Below are 18,262 nucleotides of genomic sequence, written 5' to 3' on the forward strand. Positions count from 1 at the left end.
AGAGTGTAGCTGCGGCTTCGCCTTATGGAGTATGAAAGAGAACCTTATAAGTCTAGCAAACGAAAAGGTACGGACTGACTTTCTCCAACTCACTGGAGAAAGTCAGTCCGTACCTTTTGGGCATAAAAAAGCCGATTCATTTTTGGTGAATCGGCTTTTTGAATTTTAATTTTTGGAATCGATTACTCGGCTTCTTCTAGGTATGTATAACCTGAAAGACCTTCTTCGTAGTGCTTGATCAGAAGTTTTGCTTCTTGTTTTGTGATCGAGCCTTTTTGGATAGAGTCTTCAGTTGCTTGGCGAACGTTATCAACCATTTCTGAACGGCCGTACTGAACGTAAGACAATACTTCCGTTACTGTGTCACCGGGAACATAATGATCAATTGTGTAACCAACACCGTTCAAAGAGATATGGACTGCGTCTGTATCGCCGAACAAGTTATGAAGGTCGCCCAAGATCTCTTGGTAAGCGCCCGTCAAGAACACGCCCAAGTAGTATTGTTCGCCATCAGTATACTTGTGCAAACGGATGGTTTCTTTCGCTTCGCCAGAATCTGTATCGATGAATTTTTCGATCACACCGTCCGAGTCGCAAGTTAAATCCGCCAGCGTCGCTTCACGAGTAGGCTCCTCGCCCAGGCGGTGAATCGGTAATACCGGGAACAACTGACCAACCGCCCAAGAATCTGGAAGAGATTGGAATAAAGAGAAGTTCGAGTAGTAAGTGTCGCACAGCTCTTTAGAAAGAGCGGCAATGATGTCTTCAGTATCTGGAACTGTCTTCGCCAGTTTCACCATCTTAGTAGCGATAGTGAAGTACATAGATTCACACCATGCACGTTGTTCCAGTGAAAGAACGCCGTAAGTGAAAAGCTGCAAAGTTTCATTCTTAGATTGCTCAAGGTCATTGAAGCACTCGTTGATATTATCTTTGTTCACCTTTTCGTAGATGTACTGCATGTCTTGCATGATCGACGGATCAGACTTAGTCGCCGGACGAGGTGGTTCGTTACGGTGAAGGTCATTCATACCCAATACGTTGAAAACAAGTACGGAGTGATGGGCCACCAAGAAGCGACCTGACTCAGTTACGATATTTGGATGAGGAATGTTTTTTTCATCACAAAGAGTTTGAACAGTTGAAACGATGTCGTTCGCGTATTCTTGCTCAGAGTAGTTCACAGAGCTGTCAGAGTGACCAGAGCCGTCGTAGTCAATACCAAGACCACCGCCGACATCCAGATACTTAAGGCCCGCGCCCATTTTATGAAGCTCCACATAGAAGCGAACGCCCTCTTTTAGAGAAGACTTGATAGATTGAATCGCAGGAACTTGAGAGCCGATGTGGTAGTGCATCAGTTCCAAGCAATCAAGCATGCCTTCAGCTTTAAGATATTCAACGCCATCGACGATTTCAGATGCGGTCAAACCGAATTTAGAACGAGCACCAGAAGAATCAACCCATTTGCCGGCACCTTGAGTGTTCAATTTCGCGCGGAAACCGATTTTTGGACGGGTATTGAATTTCTTCGCAACGTCCACGATCATTTTCAATTCTTCTTTACGATCCACAACGATGATGGTGTTGCGACCTAGTTTTTGCGAAAGGATGGCTGTCTCAATGTACTCAGCATCTTTGAAGCCGTTACAGATGATCAAAGCATTCTCAGTGCTCATCAAAGCAAGAACCACAAGAAGTTCTGGCTTAGAACCACACTCAAGACCCATATTGTAGTCTTTGCCGTACTTTACGATTTCTTGAACCAAGTGACGTTGTTGATTCACTTTAATTGGATAAACGCCGTTGTAGTTACCTTTGTAACCGTGGTCAGCGAATGCTTTTTTAAAGCAACCGTTCAAAAGCTCAACACGAGATTTAATAATGTCGGGAAATCTGATCATAATTGGTACGCGAATACCGCGGTCCAAAAGATCTTGAGTCAATTCGTGAAGGTCAACAGCGGGGCCATTGGCACCCATTGGAGTAATCGAAACAGTACCCGTTGAATTAATTCTGAAATAACCGTTGCCCCAGTTGTTGATACCGTAAAGCGCCGCGCTTTTTTCAGGACTCCAATTAGACATCTTCGTTGGCCCTCGTCTCATGCTCCAGCTTTGCCGGAGCAGTTACGCCAGGGCCTTCAAAAGATTGCCCTAGGCTTTGATTATAAGATTCAAAATCTTTCCAGCTTTGTAAATCACCTTATCAGGTTCTTTGCCGGAAAGTGCAGAATTAACACCGGGCACGGCTTTCGCCGCAGTCAGTGCTTCCTCTTCAGAAGCAGCAACTCCAATTTCGATCGTGCCGCGCATTTTTCCATTCACCTGCACGCCGATTGTCACAGTGTCATCAGCGCAAAGGTTACTATCATAATTCGGCCATGGAGCCAAAGAGCAAAGTCCCTGGCCGCCCATTTTTTCCCACAATTCTTCGGCCAAGTGCGGAGCAAAAGGTGCCAAGATTTGCGCGAGTGGTTTTAGAGCCAGTTCAGAGCGGCACTCGGCCTTGTAAAGGTCATTTACCAGGATCATCATTGCCGCAATCGCTGTGTTAAAGCTCATCGATTCAATGTCGTCAGTGACTTTTTTGATCGTTTTATGAAGTAATTTCTCAATAGCCGGTGGCAAAGCGTCTTTCGTGGCAACGTACTTGCCGTCGTCAGATACAACAAGGCGGCCAACGCGATCCAAGAAGCGCTTCACGCCGTCGATTCCAGTTGGAGACCACGGTTTGTCGGCGTTCAAAGGCCCCATAAAGCTTATAAACATACGGATCGAGTCAGCCCCGTGAGTTTTTGCGATCTCTTCCGGAGAAATCACATTTCCACGAGATTTTGACATCTTTTGACCATCTGGTCCCAGGATCATCCCCTGGTGCGCCAGTTTTTGGAATGGTTCGTCGTGAGTCACAAGTCCGCAATCGAAAAGAACCTTCATCCAGAAACGTGAATACAACAAGTGACCGACCGTGTGCTCAGGTCCGCCCACGTAAAGATCCACGGGCATCCAATATTTTTCAGCCTTTGGATCAAATGGAGCCGCGTCATTGTTAGGATCAATGTAACGAAGGAAATACCAAGAAGAACCAGCGGCGCCTGGCATGGTGTCTGTTTCGCGACGACCAGTCTCGCCATTTTTCCCTTGGTAATTCACCCACTCGTGAATTTTTGCAAGAGGAGCTTCCCCAGTTTCAGATGGTTCATAGTCCGCCACTTCAGGCAACATCACAGGAAGTTCGTTGTATGGAACACCTATTTGTTTGCCACCCGCAAGGTTGACGATCGGGAACGGCTCGCCCCAATAACGTTGGCGAGAGAACAACCAGTCACGAAGTTTGTATTGAACTTCGCGAGTTCCCAACTTTCTGTCTTCCAAGTGTGCGATCATTTTGCTGATCGCTTCGTTTTTAGAAAGGCCATTTAGGAAATCAGAATTGACCAATTTTCCGTCGCCTTCGAATGGCAAAGTCTCGCCACCTTCAAGAACGCGTTTAATTGGAAGATTGAATTTTGTCGCAAATTCGTGATCGCGAGCATCGTGACCCGGAACCGCCATGATGGCCCCTGTTCCGTAGTCAGTCAGAACGTAATCAGCAATCCAGATTTCGATTTTTTCGCCATTAATCGGATTCACAGCATGAGCACCTGTGAATACACCTGTTTTTTCAGTTGTCGCTTTACGCTCAACTTCAGATTTTCGAGAAGTCGCGAGCACATAGTCCTCAACCGCAGAGTGCTGAGGTTGAGTTGTGATTTTTTTAACCAACGGATGTTCCGGAGCCATCACCATGAATGTCACGCCAAACAAAGTGTCAGGGCGGGTGGTGAAGACTTCGAAAGACAAATCTGCTTCGTCTTTTACTTTGAAAGTAACGCGCGCGCCTTCAGATTTACCGATCCAATTGCGTTGACCTTCTTTAGTACGTTCTGGCCAGTCCAATTTATCCAAGTCATTCAAAAGACGTTCAGCATAGTCAGTGATTTTAAGCATCCACTGTTTCATCGGAACGCGAATCACCGGGTGACCGCCACGCTCAGATTTGCCGTCGATGACTTCGTCGTTCGCCAAAACTGTTTTAAGTTCTGGGCACCAGTTCACAGGAACTTCTTTTTGATAGGCGAGACCGCGCTCGTAAAGCTTCAAGAAAATGAATTGAGTCCACTTGTAGTATTTAGGTTCTGCTGTAGAAATCTCACGACTCCAGTCAAAGCTAAAACCAAATGACTGAAGAGTGTTGCGGAAGCTTTCGATCGCTTTTTCAGTCGTGATCGCAGGATGAATTCCCGTTTGAATAGCATATTGCTCCGCCGGCAAACCAAACGCATCGTAACCCATCGGGTGAAGAACATTGAAGCCCTTCGCACGTTTGTAGCGAGAAACGATATCACCAGGCGTATAAGAAGCCATGTGCCCAATATGTAAACCCGATCCAGAAGGATAAGGAAACATATCTAATGCATAGTACTTCGGCTTAGAAGAAGTCGCCTCAGCCTTAAACGCCTGAGCATCCGCCCATTTCTTCTGCCACTTTTTCTCAATCTCACTAAAATTCAAACTCATAAAAAACCACTCCAAAGAAGCCAATTTAGATCAACCATAACTATCGAAAAACCCAAGGCAATTCAACGAGAAACCCTAAATGACCGATACCCCCACGACCCCAAAAATCCTTAAATAAACCTCAGGCATCTCCAACTGCATTTCTCTTTAGATATTTTTAGCCCGAACTGAATCCTATTGAGTCTAATAACTAATTAAATTCGCACCCTCCCCAAATTTCTTGAGGAGCCCGGGGCGGGTTAGGTGGTGCGAGTTGCGAGTTCCGCAGCGAGCCAAAAGTCAGAGTTCAAGAGCCCTTGATCAAATCGAGCGAGGACCTGTCCGAAGCAAATCGCACCACCTAACCCGTCCCGGGTGACCCCACGAAAGCCCAGGGGAAAGGGGGCAAATTTAACCCAGTACATAAGACTGAATTTTGGACTCAACTCGAGCCAGAACTAAACCGAAGAGAACGTCAAAGTTATACTGGTGTGTAGATGAGTGGTTTTGAAACTGGTAGCAATAAACATCCTAAAAGTCGCCGTATCCTGGTGATCGACGACGATCCAGACAGTTTAGAAATACTGTTGGAGCCTCTCCGTTGGGAGGGTTACGATGCGCGTGGTGTGACGACGGAAGGTGAAGCTCATAAGCTTATCGAGTCGTGGATTCCTCACGTTGTTATCTTGGATTGGATGGCGCAATCGATGGCGGGCCTGCGTGTGTTGCGCGCGATCCGCGAACGCCTGTCGCATGTTTCCTGCGTTTTCGTGTCTGAGAACTCTCACACGGAAGCGATCATTGAAGCTCTGGATTCAGGGGCTGACGATTACATTGTAAAACCTTTTGTTCCTCTTGAATTGTTAGCGCGTATTCGCTCCCAATTGCGTATCCGTGACCTTCACGAGCAGTTGTTATTTGCGAATGATAAACTTAAAGAATTGGTTGATACGGATGATTTGACGAATCTGTACAACATGCGTTCCCTTTATCAACGCCTGGAGTTCGAGATGGAGCGTGCAAGACGCTTCGGTCGTGACGTCTGTGTGGTGATGATGGATATGGACTATTTCAAAACCGTGAATGATGGTCATGACCATTTATTCGGAAGTTACGTGCTTTCAGAAGTGGGTAAAATCATTCGCGCTTGCACTCGTAATATCGATATTCCAGCCCGCTATGGTGGTGACGAATTCCTGGTTGTTTTGACGGAAACGAATCACGAAGGTGCGATGCATTTCTGTGAACGCTTGCGTGAAAATATCGAGAAAACGACATTCCGTAACGGTGAGGACTCGATCAAATTGACCGCTTCAGTGGGGTTTGCGATCACTGTTCCCGGCGAAAATATTGGTGCCAAGGAACTGGTTCGCAGAGCCGACCATGCTTTGTACGATGCCAAACGCCGTGGCCGTAACCAGGTCAGTTACTACAAACCTGATGAAGCCAAAGTGGTGGAAATACTTCCGCCATCCCTTGCTCGTAAAAAGTCAGCCAGCTAGTTTGGCGACCCCTCAGCGGAACTGATTCATAAGTAATCATTAATTCATTGACTGTTGAAGTGGGATTTACGAAAACCCTCTTATGGTCACTACTTCATCCTCTCAATCAGACAATATCCGCAATAAAGCCGCATTGATCTCTGCGATCGCAAGTTTTTTGATTTTTGTGATGAAGGTTGTCGCGTACCGTATGACGGGCTCGGCGGCGGTTCTTTCTGATGCTTTGGAAAGTATTGTGAATGTGGTTGCGTCTTTGGTTGCCCTTTATGTGATTTGGTTTTCTGCGCAGCCAGCCGACCGCGAGCATCCCTATGGACACGGTAAGGCCGAGTACTTCTCGGCGGCGTTCGAGGGCGGTCTGATATTTTCCGCCGCTATTTTGATTATCTATGAATCGGTGAAGGCGTTGCTTTTTCCGCATCCTCCGCAAAAGTTGGAAATTGGTATTGCCATTGTTTCCGGAGCAGCTTTTTTAAATCTTTTATTGGGTTTGTATTTAAAGCGTGTCGGCAGAAGTCATCATTCGGAAGCTTTGCAGGCAAGTGGTGCCCACGTTATTTCTGATGTCGTTACCACTGTCGGAGTTATCATCGGTTTGGGGTTGGTGCTTCTCACAGATATTCAGTGGCTTGACCCTGTGATTGCCATTTTAATCGGTTTGCAGCTGGCATACTCGGGATACAATATTGTTCGTGAATCGATGGGTGGTTTGTTGGACGAAATCAGTGAAACTTCACTGACAGATTTATGTGATGCTTTAGAAAAAAACCGTCGTCCTGGCATTATCAATATTCATCAGCTGCGTATCATGCGCAACGGTCGCTTTCACCACGTGGATGCTCATTTGGTGGTGCCCGAATACTGGGACGTTGCCAAAGTTCATAGTGAGTCTCAGGATTTTGAGAAAGCCGTCGTCGCAGACTATGTCTTTGACGGGGAGCTGGCTTTTCATATGGACCCTTGTAAAAAATCCTACTGTTCTGAGTGTGATATGCCGGATTGCCCGATTCGTTTGCAGCCGTTTCAGGCACGTCGTCCTTTCACAGTGAAAAGCTTGACCGAAGGGCCCCCAGAGTCTAACTAGTGGGGCATGACAGACGCTTCTATTTCCACTAAACGCAGAATCAATGTAACTACGGACCTTCCTCATCAAACTGACTATACGTTGGCTTTGAACGGGGAGTACTCTCATATCGCATTTGATGAAATGCGCGTTTTGGCGAATAAAGGGAAATGGCGTTCTGACGTTTTTAAAACGGATGCGTCTGTTCCAATGGATTTGGAAGTTGGTACTGGCAACGGAACTCACTTCGCTCACTATGCTCAAAAAAATCCAAACCGCCTGGTTGTGGGTTTGGAGCTAAAATATAAACCCCTGATCCAAACAATTCGCCGCGCAGATAAAGCTGGCTGCAGAAACGCAGCTGTGGCTCGTTTCCACGCATTCAATTTGACGGATATTTTTGTTCCTGGTGAAATTGATAATGTGTTCATTCATTTCCCGGATCCATGGACTTCTCCTAAGAAACCTAAGAATCGTTTCGTGCAAAAATTGAATTTGGATATCTTGTTCGATTTGCAAAAACCAGGATCGATTATTGAATTCAAAACAGATTCATTGGTTTATTTTGATTGGGCGATGGATGAAATCCGTCAGAGCAAATACAATATTTTGTTCGAGACTCGTGACCTTCACAACTCTCCGATCAAGGCTGAAAACTTTGAAACTGCTTTTGAAAAGATCTTTCTACGCGAAGGCATCCTGATCAACTTCGTGCGTTTACAAAAGCCTCACCAATAAGACGCATCCACCGTGATGTCGTCCATGACCTGAACCTGGCAGCTGATACGGCTGTCAGGGGCGACTTTTTTGGTTTCTCTTAGGAATTTTTCTGTCTCATTCTCGGCCGTTAGATTCTCTGCACCCGAAACAATCTGAATACGACATTTTGCGCAAACGCCGTCTCCAGAGCAGCTGGAAGCCACGGGGAGCCCGCCATTAAGCAGGGCTTCCATGAGGTTCGCTCCCGTTTCCACCGTCAGGGGAGATCTATTTTTCTTAAAAGAAATCACAGGCATGTCTCATTGTAGCTGACGCACTCCAAAACAAGCAAAGAAGTAATGAAATGGGTCCTAATTGTGTTAGGCTTTAGGCGTCTATTCTAAGAGGTATTTATGTCTGAAGATCAAAAAGTAGAAAACGTCATCATTATCGGTTCAGGACCTGCGGGTCTTACTTCTGCAGTTTACACGGGTCGTGCAAACTTGGAACCTTTGATGATCGAAGGTGAAGAAGCTGGTGGTCAGTTGATGATCACTACTGAAGTTGAAAATTACCCAGGCTTTGAGCATGGTGTAACAGGTCCAGACCTGATCGCTGTGATGAGAAAACAAGCAGAGCGTTTCGGCACTCGCTTTATCACTCGCAACGTAACGAAAGTTGATTTCTCTCAACGTCCATTCAAAGTTTGGATTGGCGAGAAACTTCACTTGGCGAAATCTATCATCATTTCTACAGGTGCAAGTGCTAAGTACTTGGGTTTGCCTTCTGAAAAAACTTATATGAACCGTGGGGTGTCTGCTTGTGCGACTTGCGACGGCGCTTTCTTCCGCAATCAAGAAATCATCGTTGTGGGTGGTGGTGATACTGCAATGGAAGAAGCTCAGTTCCTGACTCGCTTTGCTTCGAAAGTTTACGTGGTTCACAGACGTGACCACTTCAGAGCTTCTAAAATCATGGCTGACAGAACGATGAAGAATCCAAAAATCCAAGTGATCTGGGATTCTGAAGTAACTGAAGTCCTGGGTGATGGTAAATCCATGACGGGTGCCAAAGTTCACAATATCAAAACGGGTGAAACGCAAACTATGAACGTGACTGGTTTGTTCATCGCAATTGGACACAAACCGACGACAGATTTGTTCAAAGGTATCTTAGATATGAATGAAACAGGTTATTTGGTAACTCAACCAAACTCGACCTACACAAACATTCCTGGTGTCTTTGCAGCAGGAGACGTGCAAGACTCTGTATATCGCCAAGCGATCACAGCAGCCGGCACAGGTTGCATGGCCGCCATCGATGCAGAGAGATGGCTAGAAGCTCAAGCTCACCACTAAACTGGTGAAAATGGCCCGATCGACTGCGTTGTCGGGCCATCTCCTCGCTCCGACGTGCCTGAAGCACGCCTGCGCTGTGGGGATTACCCTCCGCCTTGCGCTCGAACCATTTTGACCAGTTTATAGAATTGTTTTTTAAAAGGGATTTTATGAAAGACAAAAGAATTAATACCAAGGATTTGGTTAACAAGATTGAGAAGATCACGAAGGCTCGTATTGCGAGTCAGGATGTGGTTGATTTGGATCAATTCCGTGAAGCTAAGAAAAAGCTCGATCCAAAAGTTATCTTGGTTATTGAAGATGACGAAACTATGCGTTCGGCAATGAAAAGAATCCTTGAGAGCGAAGGATATGTGACGAAGCTTGCAGCTGATGCCACGGAGCTTTCGACTGTCTTGGATGATCATCCGGTGGATTTGATTCTTTTGGATGTCGGTCTTCCTTGGGTGAATGGCTTTGAACTTGCTCAGTTACTTAAAGAAAACAAAGACCTTAAAAAGATCCCATTGGTTTTCGTTTCCGGAAAAGCTTCTGAAGAAGATATGAAGCAAGCTTTCGAAATCGGCGCAGATGATTACATTAAGAAACCGTTCGACGTTGATAAACTTAAAAAGACTGTGGAAACACTTCTTAAAATGAATCCTTAGTTTTAAATTCGAATAAAAGTTATAGAAAAGGCCTGCGAATTTCGCGGGCCTTTTTCATTGGTCATATGATTCAAACTTTGGAGTTGAAATAAATGAAATTGAGTCGCTCCAATACTTTCGAGATTTATTAAATCCGTACATGTAAGCCAAAATTTGCCCGTAAAGCTTGGAGCTGAAATTCATTGTAAACGGTATCTTAAGGGCAAGAAGACGCTCACCTTCGTTTGATAAAACAAAGTCGAACTGCTCGGGTCTGATGCCATATCTTGTTTCTAAACATATGTTATTAGAATATTCGCAATCACCAAAATTTGTATACTTAGGAGGATCTTGGCCAGGCGTGAGACAGGCTTCATTAATGTCATACTCCATGCGGCCTAGCTCCGTATGGCGAGCCCTTTCAATATTGAACGGGCAATAGCTGGCGACTGCCATAAGCAACTGAAGACTAACTTTAATATTGGAATTTTCTAAATTGAATGAGTTCATTCGTTTATTTTTGAACGTTTGAATCAACCCAATTATTTCGAGCGACTCGAATCCGTGCTGAAATTGATGTTGAACTTCTAGTTTGAGTAGCGTCTGTACTTCATTTTCTGGCAAATTGTCTGTGCAGCCAAATTTTTCTATGAACGTTCTTATATTTTTAGACGTGGGAGGAGTGGCAACTATTCCTTCCATTAATAGAACCGTTGTGGCCATTTTACAATTCATCTTAAGCTTGGTAACCAAAGCGTTGGCTTTCTGAATCTCGCCTTTTGAAATTAGATTGATTATTTCGGAGGTATTTGAAAAGTGAAGTTCCTCAGAATAGTTGTTCTTCTCAGATACAGTAGCCTCTATTGAAAATTTATTTAGTTCTTTTTCGATTTGATTCTGACGAGAAAGAAGTAGATTTGATAGATTGTCTTCGGAAGACTCATAAATACTTAATCCTTTTTTAAGGAATAAATCAATTTTTTGTCTGTCGTCTAAGGAGATAAGAATGTCAGCGGGTGTCTTCCCGGTGCTATCGCTGAAATTGAAACCTGGTACTACATCAACTAATTCATTTTTGATATAGGAGAGATCATTCGAGTTTATGAGTTCAAGAATTTTTAGCTGGTTTTTATCAAGTTTAAATGTAGTCACCTTGACGTGTGGAATATTCGATTGATTACCCTTTGGAGTTTTGGAAAACGAACATCCTGTAATTAAAAAAAACAGAATAAGAAGTCCTATTTTCATAAGGCTTCTCCGGTGTTGAATACATGTTGAATTAAATTTCTGATCTTATTTTTTTGTTTGAAGTTAGCCTTCTCACAAATTGGATCTTCATCAGTGGCATTGTTTTCTGCCGAGCATGGAGTATACTGAATATTATAAAATAGAGGAGATTTACTTGTCCTAGGGCTAACCATGTCAATCCAGCGTTGCTTTAATGACATTTCTTCCATATCCGGCATGCCAGCAAGAATGTAAGCTACAGGATCGATTCTGATCGTCCCTTTTGGAGTACTTAAATCAAGGGACAGATTTTGGACAGCACTAATGGAATTGAAAAACTCTATCAATGTTGTGGAGGAAAATTTTGAAAAATACTGAGTTTTCAGTTCCGCGACATACCATTTCTCAAATGATGAAGTTGGAATTAACTCTTTGATCGAACTGCAGGTCGAAGTTCCTGACAGTAAATAGTACGAGTCGACGACATTTTTAGAATCGATTTTTCCAATGTATTTTTGTGAGTTGCTGTTCGGAACATAAAAATACATATCCATCATTTTTTCGAAAATGTTGCTGCAGGTGGTAGTCTTTATATTCATTCTCGATAAAGTTTCTTCCCATACCCTTGGGTTCTTTTCTGCATAGAGATGTTCAACCAATTGGAAAATTTCGGGTTCCTGAAATGCGTATACTAATGATTTCAATTTTGAATTCGTAGCTAAAATGTGTACCGATTGTTCAGAGTAAGAGAATGGCGAGAGACCTCTCTCACTGAGAAGGTAGTTAATGACTGCCAAACGAGCATTTATAATAGACCAATCAAGTGCTTCATTTTTTTCTAAACTCTCGTTTGGCATTTTTGAGAGATGCTGTATTACTTCATCGTCTGTTTTGGTAGAGAAGGATTCAAGGGACAATAACATTTCGCCGGAAGAGGTGTTGACAGCATCAGTTTGAACAAGCTTTTCCTTTTTAAAGGAACAGCCTGTCGCCAGAAATATTGCAACTGATATGAAAATGTTAAACCAATTTTTTTGCATCGTCAGTGAAGATGCAATTTTCATGTGGTTGTCATCTTCAAAATAGTGAAATACAAGTGTCAAAAGTATCAACAGTTGTCAATTTTCGTCCGCTTAAAGCTGTACTTCTTTAGTGCGCTCTAGAGGTGTGAGCATCAAGTACAGTGCTGGGACAACGAATAACGTCAGCAAAGTCGAAACAATCGTTCCGCCGATAATCGCAAGACCCATTGGCAGGCGAGTCTCTGAGCCGATACCTGTTCCAATGATCAACGGAGCCGCCGCCGCAATCGTGGCAACAGACGTCATCAGAATCGGTCTTAAGCGCACGGGACAGGCTTCCAGGATCGCTGCGGCGATGCTTTCTTTGTTGTGCTTTCGAACTTGATTCGTGAATTCCACAAGTAAGATGGAGTTCTTTTTCGCAATACCCATTAGGACAATCAATCCGATAAAGCTGAACAGATTCAACGACACATCAAAGGACCATAACGCCATCAAAGCTCCGCTCACACTGAATGGTAAAGCTACCAGCACGGCGATAGGGTGGATGAACGAGTTAAACTGTACCGCCAGAATCAGATAGGCCACCAAGATGCCGATCGCTAAGGCCGAGTAAAGACTTTGGAAGGATTGTGCAAATCCAGCAGAGGCTCCTTCGAGGGCATAGGAATATCCTGGAGGAAGGATTTCCTTAGCGATGGTGGCGGTGCGGGCCAGGACCGCCGCCTGAGATTGGCCGGGAGCTAGATTGCCGAATACCGAGATTGCTCTTTGGCGATTCACGCGGCTGATGCTTTGAATGGCGCCTTCTTCTTTGATGTTCACAAGTTGAGACATCGGAATCAAATTGCCAAAGTTGTTTCTGACATAAAGTCGTTTGAAATCACTTGGTTTCTGGATTTGGTTTTCGTTGATTTTGAAGCGCACATCATAGCGTCTGCCGTCAGCCGTATACCGACCCTGACGAAGTCCCCCAATGCCGGCTTGTAAAAGCTGGCCGACAGTTTCAATGGAAACTCCGCGATCAGCCATGGCTTTACGATTTGGGGTTAGAATCAGTTCTGGAATCCCTGAGCGGAAATCTGAATCCAAATCCACGGCAAGATTTTCTTTCTCCAGGCGTTCCATCAATTCGACAGATTTATCCTGCAGAATTTTAAGATCGGCGCCTCTTAAGTTGATTGCCAAGGGATTCTGACGACCCGATGAAAGATTTCGGGCAGAAACGTCACGCATGGAAATGCGCATGCCTTTAACAGATTTAAATTCTTTGCGCAGTTCATTCATGACCTGCACGTGATTCACTTTGCGATCTGCTCGCGGAATAAGTGTTACGGGGATAAAGGCCTGATTCACGTTGCTGGAACCACCGCCGCCCCCGATCGAAGTGACGAAGCCCTGAACGTTCGGATTTTTGCGTAAGATCTCTTCCAGCATTTTCGTCATATCGCTGGTCGTCTGTAAGGACGTACCCGGAGCCGCCTGGGCGTTGATGACGATAAAGTTTTGGTCTTGTGCAGGAACGAACTCCTGACGAACTTTTGTAATCAGGAACATTGATATGGCAAAGAAAATGAAGGAAACAATAACGACTGTGTATTTCCAGTTCAGCGTGATTTTTAAAACTCTTTGATAGGCGTGCGAGAAGTTTTCAAAAACCACATCCAAATAGTGTTCAAGTTTTGAAACTTTCGGTTCACTGCTTAGGAAAGCGGCGGCACGCATTGGAGTGATCGTGACGGCCTCCAAAAGTGACAGTAATACTGCGGCACTCATCGTGATACCGAATTGGAAGAAGAACTTACCGATAATTCCATCCATGAATACAACAGGAAGGAACACGGCTACGACCGCCAAAGTTGCCGCGATAGCAGCTGGCAATACTTCTTTAGATCCATCAGACGCGGCTTTCGCAGAGCCCTTACCCATGCGGTAATGACGAATAATATTTTCTAATAGCATGATCGCATCGTCGACGACGATCGAAATTGAAAGCGTCAATGCAAGCAGAGTAAAAAGATTTAAAGTAAAGCCCGAGAAATAGAGAATCGTAAAGGTTCCTACAATGGAGGTGGGAATTGAGAACAAGATATTAATCGCAGCCGGTATACTTCCCAGGAACAAAAAGCAAATGACAATGGTGATGAGGGCCGCAACCCAAAGTTTTTCTAAGGTCAAGTGCACTGTTGCTTCAGTCGAGCGGGTGTAATCGACATTCACACGGTAATTGTAACCTTTAGGAAAGCTGTCTTTGATTTCCGCAAGCTTCTTAAGAACGGCATCGGCAACCTGAACTTCGTTGGTGCCACGCTGTTTGCGAACTTGCATGGCGACAGCTTGGTGACCTTCAAAGCGGGCAAGACGACGAACATCAGAAAGACCATCTTCCACTCGCGCAACATCGCGGATAAAGATAGAACGATCTTGGATACGTTGGCCGCCGCGATTAAGGATTTGAATATCACCAACTTCCTTCACGTTGCTGGCTTCACCCAACCAGCGGACACGCAATTCGCGGTCTTTCTCGGTGAATTGACCTGCGGCACTTTCCAAGTGCTGACTTGCCAGCGCGGCCACAACATCATTCACGGTCAAATAGTTCGCTTCAAGCTTGGTGACATCCAGCCAGATGCGAAGATTCCTTTCGCTGAATCCCCCGATGCTGACTTCGCCGATGCCGGGTAGGAAACGCAATTGATCCAGCAGGTAATTGTTCGTCCAATTCAGCATTTCTTTTAAGGATGCATCTCCGTAAACGGAGATGATCATGATTGGATCTTCTTCAGGATTTTGTTTTCTGACGACCGCAGGGTCCACCCCTTGGGGTAAACGCAATTGGCTTAAGGCTGTTTGCACTTCTTGCAGGACGACATCGACGTTGCGATTGATATCAAATTCCAAGGTGACAGTTCCAGCTCCCTGGCGAGCAGAGGAGCGCATTTCTTTGATGCCTTCGATTGCTAACAGGCGTTCTTCGATGGGATCTACCAGTTCGGCTTCGACGACTTCAGGGGCGGCACCTTCGTAAGAGACAGAGACACTGACGATAGGAAAGTCGACGTCGGGCAGCTGACTGATCCCCATGCGGTTTCCGCAGATGGCACCAAAAACGATGAGTGCAAACATGATGACCCAGGCAAAAACAGGACGACGAATGGAAAGATCAATCAAGCCCATGGAATCCTCCGTAAGGTCCTAGCTTCCCCAGGGATTCTCTATAGATCAATCACTTTTACCTTAAAAAAACTTAGGCAATCAAATTGCAACCATCATTCATAAGAGAAGAATGGGGACCTGAAATGCAATTAAAGGAATTTTGGCTTTCAATTAGAATAGCACTAATTGTCGCTGTCGTTTTGTTAGACAGCGGGCACGCCTTTTCTCAATCTTCCTCTTGGTCTTCACAAATGGAAACTGCTCTGCTTCAGGATCAGGGTTTTCAGTCGTGGAAATGGCTGGAGTCGGACTGTGACGATTGTCAGATCATGTTAGTACCAAACTCTGATGAGGTACAAACTATCCAAGTGCGCCGCTTTATTCAGGCGCTGGCTGTAAACAAAATCGAACTTCAGAAAATGTATAAGGTGAGCGGCGAAGAGTACACGTTGCTGGCGCAGATGTCGGTGGGTATCTTGGGTCGCGAAACCCGCTTTGGAGAAAGTGCGCGGTACAAAGTAAAAGAAGCGATGCCCTGGGCCGTGAGCTTAGCGAAAGTTATGCGCTCGGTGACGACTGGTAAAGGGGTTGATCCAAACAGTCGTGGGCTGACGCAGATTAAGTTCTTGCCAGGGGCGGTCGTCGAAAAATTTGGAATCACTTCTGAAAACTTGGATATCCCAGAGAATGCAGCGATTGCGACGATGGGATATTTGATTGAAGCCCTAAAGCAAATGAAAACCAGAATTAAAACTTACCACCTGGATCATATTACTCCAGATAAGTATGCTGACTATTTGCCTTATATCTATTTTGGAAGATCAAAATCTTTAATTGATAAAACAGCTGTTCCTGAACAAAACAGCTATGTGCAAGCTCTAAAAAAGTATATGTCGATGATCGATGTCTTTGAAAGGCAGCCTTAGTTTGCGACGGTCATTCCGGTGATACATTTCGTGTAAAGGCTTGTACCTGCAAACGGAACTGTGCCGACTCGGGTCAGTGTTTTAGAAGTTGCGTCGAAAGTGAAATGTTCAATTCCATTCGCCAAAGTTGTTGATCCATTGGCCACAAAAACTCCGCCACTAGTTGAGTCATAAGTCATCGCAGAGATTCCACGCAAAACAGAGGCATTTTCATAGGCCTTGGTTGCGCCAGTAATCGCACCTGTTGTTTCATTCACATCATAAGCATAAATATAGTCTTGAGCGGCCGTACTGCTGGAATAAGATACTAGCAAGTATCCTGCATTAGCTGTTGTTGTCGAGGGAATATAAACCATCGCTGTTGGGTACGTTGTCGTTGCAGGCGCAGCAACCGCTGTAGTGCAATCTGCGGCGGCAGACCAACCGTTCACATTATTTACGAAGACCACGCGATTGTTCGGTGTTGCGGCGGCATGGGCAAAGATATATTTTGAATTAGACACGGCCACTGCCGCTGTGATTAAGGAATTGTTGGTCGTGCCACAAGAACCACCAGTAGGTGCATTAATAAATGGATTGGCACCGACAGTTACACGTCCTTTGCTGGAACTGATTTTTTCTGCGGCAACACTTTTTGAAATTAGCAAACCACCATCTGGTGTGCGAAACATACTCCGAACTATGTGCGTCGCTGTATTCGTCAGAGTCGTACTGTCGTTAAAGTAAGTGGAGAATTGACTGCTCCCTTTCTTTTTCACCAAATCAATACGACGAGCATTGCTAGTGGAGTTTTCTACCAAGACTAATAAGTTTGCATCATCTGAACTTAGAACAGCTTGCGGTCTGTCCGTGGAATTCACAGTGTTATAGTCCATGATGATTTCATCAACCACACCCGTGGATAAATTCAATTTGCTAACAGTGCGTGAAGGTGTTTCTGCTGTAAGACCATTTCCCACGTAACAGGTGCCCGAGGTGATATATAAGTGAGTTCCTGAACTTGCGGAGTCTTCAACCTTCGGTTCGCAGGCACTTAGACCAACAGACAGGATCACCATTGAGGAAATAGGAAATAGATTCTTCATGAAATCTCCTTAAACGCGCTTCACTTTGAGATCGGCGAGTTGTTAAGAAATCTTTAATTAAGAATCTTAAATATATTGGATTTTTAACCAGCGACCTTTTTATTGGCAACTTGTGCTTTAAGATAAGACCTAAGTAGGGTGTCGAGTTTTGCAGTCATATCCTCATCTTGTTCGATGAACATAAGTCGACGAGGATCTGTCATGTCGCCAACGATTTTCGCTCTGAAAAGCAGACGACCACGAGCTGTGTCTTTTTCATAAGGATTCACGATGATCAAATCAAACGGGACATTTAGAAACTCCCGAGGGATTTCTTTTTCCAACTGCGTACCGCTGATCGAGATGTCTCGAGAGAATGTACGGAAGGATTTGGTTTTTGAAACCAGGATGATTTCAATTTTGAAATCATGGCGTGTGTCTTTACGACGATCTGAATCTTCATTACGAGAATCAGTTTCTTCGTAAATCTTCACTTTCTCAGGAATACCTACTTTATTGATTTTGGAAATATCCAGATCATCCCCGTTGAAATCGTGGTGATAGTAACCATAGTCCACGGGATTGGACTTCTTCATCGGTTTACCATCGCGGACCTTGGTAAATAGTCCTGACATGGTAATCATCGTTCCCGAATTAGTTTTTTCTGTTTCCTCTGCGGCGATAACCTGAGTGCTATCTTCACTGGAAGAATAGTGCTTTTCAGTTTGCTCGCTTTGACTTGCAGGTTGCGGAGGTTTGGTCATGACGAAATAGTTCTGACCTGACTTCAGAAAGTCCTTTACGCAAGTCCAATCAGGCCACCCTGGTGTCCAGATGAAGTATTTTAGATGGTCGTTCTTTTTCAACGACAACAAAAATACCTGTGCCTGAACCACAGACATTGGCTTGGATTGCTCTTTCTTTTCGGCTTCATAGAAAAGCCAAATTTTCCCCTGAGTCTTCATTACTAAAGTTATCGGTTATTGGGGAACACACTTAAGTAACCTGGACTCACTTTAGTGAACTCACTGCTCACTCCAAATCCACGAATTTTCGTCGTCTCAGAGTGAGATCACAA

14 protein-coding genes are annotated in these 18,262 nt (G+C 44.7%); 6 read left to right on the plus strand and 8 right to left on the minus strand.

Annotation, left to right across the window (positions count from 1 at the left end; all coding sequences use genetic code 11):
* Positions 1-182: 182 nt before the first annotated feature.
* Both speA and leuS read right to left on the minus strand, forming a co-directional pair.
* Positions 183-2,087: a biosynthetic arginine decarboxylase gene (gene speA, locus DOM22_RS01735; protein WP_142698736.1), complete on the minus strand. Its 1,905-nt coding sequence runs from the start codon at positions 2,085-2,087 to the stop codon at positions 183-185.
* A gap of 69 nt (positions 2,088-2,156) precedes the next feature.
* The gene (gene leuS / locus DOM22_RS01740) at positions 2,157-4,562 is read right to left on the minus strand and encodes a leucine--tRNA ligase (RefSeq protein ID WP_142698737.1); all 2,406 of its coding nucleotides are present in this window, start codon (positions 4,560-4,562) and stop codon (positions 2,157-2,159) included.
* 476 nt (positions 4,563-5,038) lie between these two features.
* Between leuS and DOM22_RS01745 the strand changes: the two genes are divergently transcribed.
* The 3 genes from DOM22_RS01745 (at position 5,039) to DOM22_RS01755 (ending at position 7,844) form a co-directional block, all read left to right on the plus strand.
* On the plus strand, positions 5,039-6,043 hold the full coding sequence (locus tag DOM22_RS01745) for a diguanylate cyclase (protein ID WP_142698738.1): 1,005 nt from the start codon (positions 5,039-5,041) through the stop codon (positions 6,041-6,043).
* Between the two features lie 82 nt (positions 6,044-6,125).
* Positions 6,126-7,127, plus strand: coding sequence for a cation diffusion facilitator family transporter (locus DOM22_RS01750; RefSeq protein WP_142698739.1), 1,002 nt, complete (start codon positions 6,126-6,128; stop codon positions 7,125-7,127).
* Between the two features lie 6 nt (positions 7,128-7,133).
* Positions 7,134-7,844: a tRNA (guanosine(46)-N(7))-methyltransferase TrmB gene (locus DOM22_RS01755; RefSeq protein WP_168196529.1), complete on the plus strand. Its 711-nt coding sequence runs from the start codon at positions 7,134-7,136 to the stop codon at positions 7,842-7,844.
* Here the strand turns inward: DOM22_RS01755 and DOM22_RS01760 are convergent.
* Positions 7,835-8,122 carry a 2Fe-2S iron-sulfur cluster-binding protein gene (locus tag DOM22_RS01760; RefSeq protein ID WP_142698740.1) on the minus strand — a complete coding sequence of 96 codons (288 nt, stop codon included), beginning with the start codon at positions 8,120-8,122 and terminating at the stop codon, positions 7,835-7,837. The two genes, DOM22_RS01755 and DOM22_RS01760, sit on opposite strands and share 10 nt — an antisense overlap.
* 96 nt (positions 8,123-8,218) lie before the next feature.
* On the opposite strand from DOM22_RS01760, the gene trxB reads away from it, so the two are divergent.
* Together trxB and DOM22_RS01770 are read left to right on the plus strand one after the other, a co-directional pair.
* Positions 8,219-9,163 (plus strand): thioredoxin-disulfide reductase, encoded by a 945-nt coding sequence (gene trxB, locus DOM22_RS01765; RefSeq protein ID WP_142698741.1) that lies wholly within the window; start codon positions 8,219-8,221, stop codon positions 9,161-9,163.
* A gap of 149 nt (positions 9,164-9,312) precedes the next feature.
* Complete coding sequence (locus tag DOM22_RS01770) at positions 9,313-9,810, plus strand: response regulator transcription factor (RefSeq protein WP_088616303.1); 498 nt, start codon at positions 9,313-9,315, stop codon at positions 9,808-9,810.
* Positions 9,811-9,864: 54 nt separating this feature from the next.
* Here the strand turns inward: DOM22_RS01770 and DOM22_RS01775 are convergent, their stop codons facing one another.
* The 3 genes from DOM22_RS01775 to DOM22_RS01785 all read right to left on the minus strand — a co-directional run bounded on the left by DOM22_RS01775 (position 9,865) and on the right by DOM22_RS01785 (position 15,215).
* Positions 9,865-11,037, minus strand: coding sequence for a hypothetical protein (locus DOM22_RS01775; protein WP_142698742.1), 1,173 nt, complete (start codon positions 11,035-11,037; stop codon positions 9,865-9,867).
* Positions 11,034-12,080 (minus strand): hypothetical protein, encoded by a 1,047-nt coding sequence (locus tag DOM22_RS01780; RefSeq protein WP_142698743.1) that lies wholly within the window; start codon positions 12,078-12,080, stop codon positions 11,034-11,036. Before DOM22_RS01780 ends, DOM22_RS01775 begins: the two co-directional genes overlap by 4 nt.
* 69 nt (positions 12,081-12,149) lie before the next feature.
* Positions 12,150-15,215: an efflux RND transporter permease subunit gene (locus tag DOM22_RS01785; protein WP_142698744.1), complete on the minus strand. Its 3,066-nt coding sequence runs from the start codon at positions 15,213-15,215 to the stop codon at positions 12,150-12,152.
* A 308-nt stretch (positions 15,216-15,523) separates the two neighbouring features.
* On the opposite strand from DOM22_RS01785, the gene DOM22_RS01790 reads away from it, so the two are divergent.
* Positions 15,524-16,120: a hypothetical protein gene (locus tag DOM22_RS01790; protein ID WP_142698745.1), complete on the plus strand. Its 597-nt coding sequence runs from the start codon at positions 15,524-15,526 to the stop codon at positions 16,118-16,120.
* Here the strand turns inward: DOM22_RS01790 and DOM22_RS01795 are convergent.
* Positions 16,117-17,205, minus strand: coding sequence for a lactonase family protein (locus DOM22_RS01795; protein WP_142698746.1), 1,089 nt, complete (start codon positions 17,203-17,205; stop codon positions 16,117-16,119). The genes DOM22_RS01790 and DOM22_RS01795 overlap by 4 nt on opposite strands.
* An 83-nt stretch (positions 17,206-17,288) precedes the next feature.
* Positions 17,289-18,149 carry a PilZ domain-containing protein gene (locus DOM22_RS01800; protein WP_142698747.1) on the minus strand — a complete coding sequence of 287 codons (861 nt, stop codon included), beginning with the start codon at positions 18,147-18,149 and terminating at the stop codon, positions 17,289-17,291.
* Positions 18,150-18,262 lie beyond the last annotated feature (113 nt).

The sequence above is a fragment of the Bdellovibrio sp. ZAP7 genome (assembly GCF_006874645.1).
Lineage (GTDB): Bacteria > Bdellovibrionota > Bdellovibrionia > Bdellovibrionales > Bdellovibrionaceae > Bdellovibrio.